Source organism: Streptomyces sp. NPDC058579 (assembly GCF_042718575.1).
Lineage (GTDB): Bacteria > Actinomycetota > Actinomycetes > Streptomycetales > Streptomycetaceae > Streptomyces.
Window position 1 is genome coordinate 1 of the sequence record NZ_JBHXPI010000091.1, and the last position, 2,935, is coordinate 2,935.

Sequence of the window (2,935 nt, forward strand, 5' to 3'; positions counted from 1 at the left end):
AGCCGCGTCGGCGCGGGGCTCCGGCTCCCCCGGAGCCGCCGCGTCTCGCGCACCCGGCGAAGCCGGTGCGCCGTGGCCGACCGGGCCCGGCGCCGACGGCACCGGGCCAGTGGACGACAGGGCCGACGGTCCCGGGGCCGTAGGTGAAACCGCAGACGGTCCCGGGGCCGTGGGCGCCACGGCCGACGGTCCCGGGGCCGTGGGCGAGGCGGACGACGAGCCCGGCCTCGCAGGCGACCCGGCGGACAATCCGGGGGCCGTAGGCGACCCGGCCGAGGGTCCCGGGCCCGAAGCCGACGCGGACGACGGACCTGAGGCCGCAGACGACCCGGCCGACGGGCTCGGGGCCGTAGGCGAGGCAGACAACGGTCCCGGCCCCGCAGCCGACGCGGACGACGGATCCGGGGCCGTAAGCGACCCGGCCGAGGGTCCCGGGGCCGCAGGCGACCCGGCCGACGGACCCGGCCCCGCAGGTGACCCGGCCGAGGGTCCCGGGGCCGCAGGCGACCCGGCCGACGGGCCCGGCCCCGCAGGCGACACGGCCGAGGGTCCCGGGGCCGCAGGCGACCCGGCCGACGGACCCGGCCCCGCAGGCGACCCGGCCGACGGACCCGGCCCCGCAGGCGACCCGGCCGACGGTCCCGCTCCCGTAGGTGCCGGGGTCGCGGGAGCCGCCTGCGCCTCCGTCGGCGCCCCGGTCGCTGCCGCGCGGTCCTCGCCGACCCACGCACCCTCGGGGCGGGCCGTGTCGGGCTCCGGCGGGTGGTCCGTCGGTCTCGGGGTGCGGGGCTCCGTCGTCATACGGCGGGCCGTCCGGGCCGCGTCGCGGCTGGCGGCCGCTCCCGAGTCCGGGTTGGGGGGCGTTGCGGTCATGGAGTCCACCTCATGCTCTCGGGGTCATCGGAACAAGCGCCGCCAGGTCTCCGGGCCCGGGTAGCCGTCGGCCGCGCCGCCGCGCCATCCCTGTGCCCGCTGGAACGCCTCGACACTGCGACGGTCCGCCTCGCTCCAGCGCGGACCGGGACCCGACAGGTAGTGCTTGCCGAAGCCCCGCTTCACCAGCTGTTTGCCCAGCTTCTCCACATATGCGCTGGATTGGCCCGGACGGAAGTAGCCACGCCCGGGAAAGCCCGGCACATTCGCGCTCGAGCCCCCCGAACCACTCGAACCGCCGATGCTCCGCCCCTGCCCCGCCACCAGCAGGCGCCAGGTCTGCGGCCCCGGCATCCCGTCCGCCTCCGCGCCCTTCCAGCCCTGCGCCCGCTGGAACGCCTGCGTCGCCCGCCGGTCCGCCTCGCCCCAGCGTGGACCGGGGCCCTGGCCGTAGAACGCCTTGCCGCCGCGCTGCACGAGCAGCTGCCCGAGCCGGGTGACGTACGCGTTGTTCGCGCCGGGGCCGAACATCTCCGAGCCCGGGTACGGCGTGACCGTCGTGGCCGAGCCGCCTCCCGCGCTGCCGCCGCTCACGACGCCCTTGTAGCGGTAGGCGACGTAGCGGGCGGAGTTGGCCCAGTACGCCAGCGGTGTCGCCTGGCGCCGGGTTCGCGGCTTGGTCTGCTCGTACGCGATGTACGAGGTGTGGGTGTAGTCGGTCCAGCCGCCGAAGATCGTGACGTGCGAGCCCTTGGTCGGGTTGGCCGGGTTGTGGAAGAGCAGGATGTCGCCGGCCTGGAGCTCGGTGCGGTCGATCCGCTCGCCGAAGCGGTCCAGGCTGCCGGTCCACTCGTTGCCGCGCAGGTTCCACGCCATCGAGATGTAGCCCGAGCAGTCCTGGCGGTAGCCGTCGGACCAGTACCGCTCCATCGAGTACGGGACCTGGGCGCTCACCCACCGCTTGGCGCGGTTGACGATCTCGGCGCGGGTGGTCTTCCGCAGGGACCCGGTGGAGATCTGACTGTTCGTCGGGGTCGCGCCGGGCGCCGGCTGGCCACCGGGTCCAGGGGCTCCGTGGAGCGGTCCCGCGCCGCCCTGCGGCGTGTCGTCGGCCGGGCCTGCCGCGGCGTCCAGGTCGGCGAGAAGACCGGCCGGCACGGTCGGTCCGTCCGCGGGACGGGCCAACGCGGTCGGGCCGTCCGCCGGCCCGGCCAGCGCGCTCGCGCCGCCGCCGCCGAGGACCACGCCCGCCGCGGTCACCAGGACCAGCGCGCGGCGCGCCCCGTGCGCCGCCGGGTGGCCGCCCGCGCGCACGGGCAGGCCCAGGGCAAGATCGCGCCGCTGCTGGGCGCAGCCCGCGCAGCCGCAGTCGGCCGCGGGCTCGAACTCCTCGAAGACCGGCACACTCATGCGATTCCCCTCCACACTCGTCAAGATCTTTTGGCGCTCGTGCACGGGCGTCAGTGTCTCAACTGTCTGGACATATCGCATTTTGACGGATCGAAGGCCTGATACGACCATCCGACAGGCCGGGAGGGGCAGTATTGGTCAGGAGCACCCCCGGGCGTCGGGTAGAGTTCTCCAGGTCAGCACGCGCCGCTAGCTCAGTTGGTTAGAGCAGCTGACTCTTAATCAGCGGGTCCGGGGTTCGAGTCCCTGGCGGCGCACGCGCAGTCGAAGCCCCTCACCGACGGTGAGGGGCTTCGATCGTTTCCGTACACCGAGAGACGCCCGGCCCCGACTCCGCTCCGTAGCGTCTCGGTCACGTTCCGGCCATCCCGGCCGTTCGGCGCCTCCCGCCCCAACCGCCCATCCCGGCTGGCCCGTTGGCTGCCAGGGGGTTGAACTCCCGTACGGAACCAGTCGATCTTCGCGCGGCGGAACCGTGCTCTGGGCCCGGGCCTGACGCCCGTTCTAGAGTTGCGGAACCCGAACCTCCCGCGCCGGCGCCGGGCTCCTCCCGCAGCCCGCGCGCCCGCGGTCGAGGCCGGCCCGGGCGTGGGGGCGCGGCGGACCCCGGGCCCCCCGCCGGCCACGGGGTGCGCACGGGGGAGGGTGGAGG

1 protein-coding gene, 1 tRNA gene and 1 pseudogene are annotated in these 2,935 nt (G+C 75.5%); 1 reads left to right on the forward strand and 2 read right to left on the reverse strand.

Translation table 11 applies throughout. The annotated features are described in order from the left end of the window. Positions 1-727 (reverse strand): annotated as a pseudogene (locus tag ACFWRO_RS37010) (hypothetical protein); the annotation flags it as partial. A 170-nt stretch (positions 728-897) separates the two neighbouring features. Beyond that, the gene (locus ACFWRO_RS37015; protein WP_384519085.1) at positions 898-2,283 is read right to left on the reverse strand and encodes a peptidoglycan-binding protein; all 1,386 of its coding nucleotides are present in this window, start codon (positions 2,281-2,283) and stop codon (positions 898-900) included. Between the two features lie 183 nt (positions 2,284-2,466). On the opposite strand from ACFWRO_RS37015, the gene ACFWRO_RS37020 reads away from it, so the two are divergent. Beyond that, positions 2,467-2,540: transfer RNA gene (locus ACFWRO_RS37020), tRNA-Lys, on the forward strand. Positions 2,541-2,935: the final 395 nt, after the last annotated feature.

Bases quoted from the DNA above. Each gene is read 5' to 3' on its own strand.
- ACFWRO_RS37015 (WP_384519085.1), bottom strand. From the start codon at position 2,283: ATGAGTGTGCCGGTCTTCGAGGAGTTCGAGCCCGCGGCCGACTGCGGC.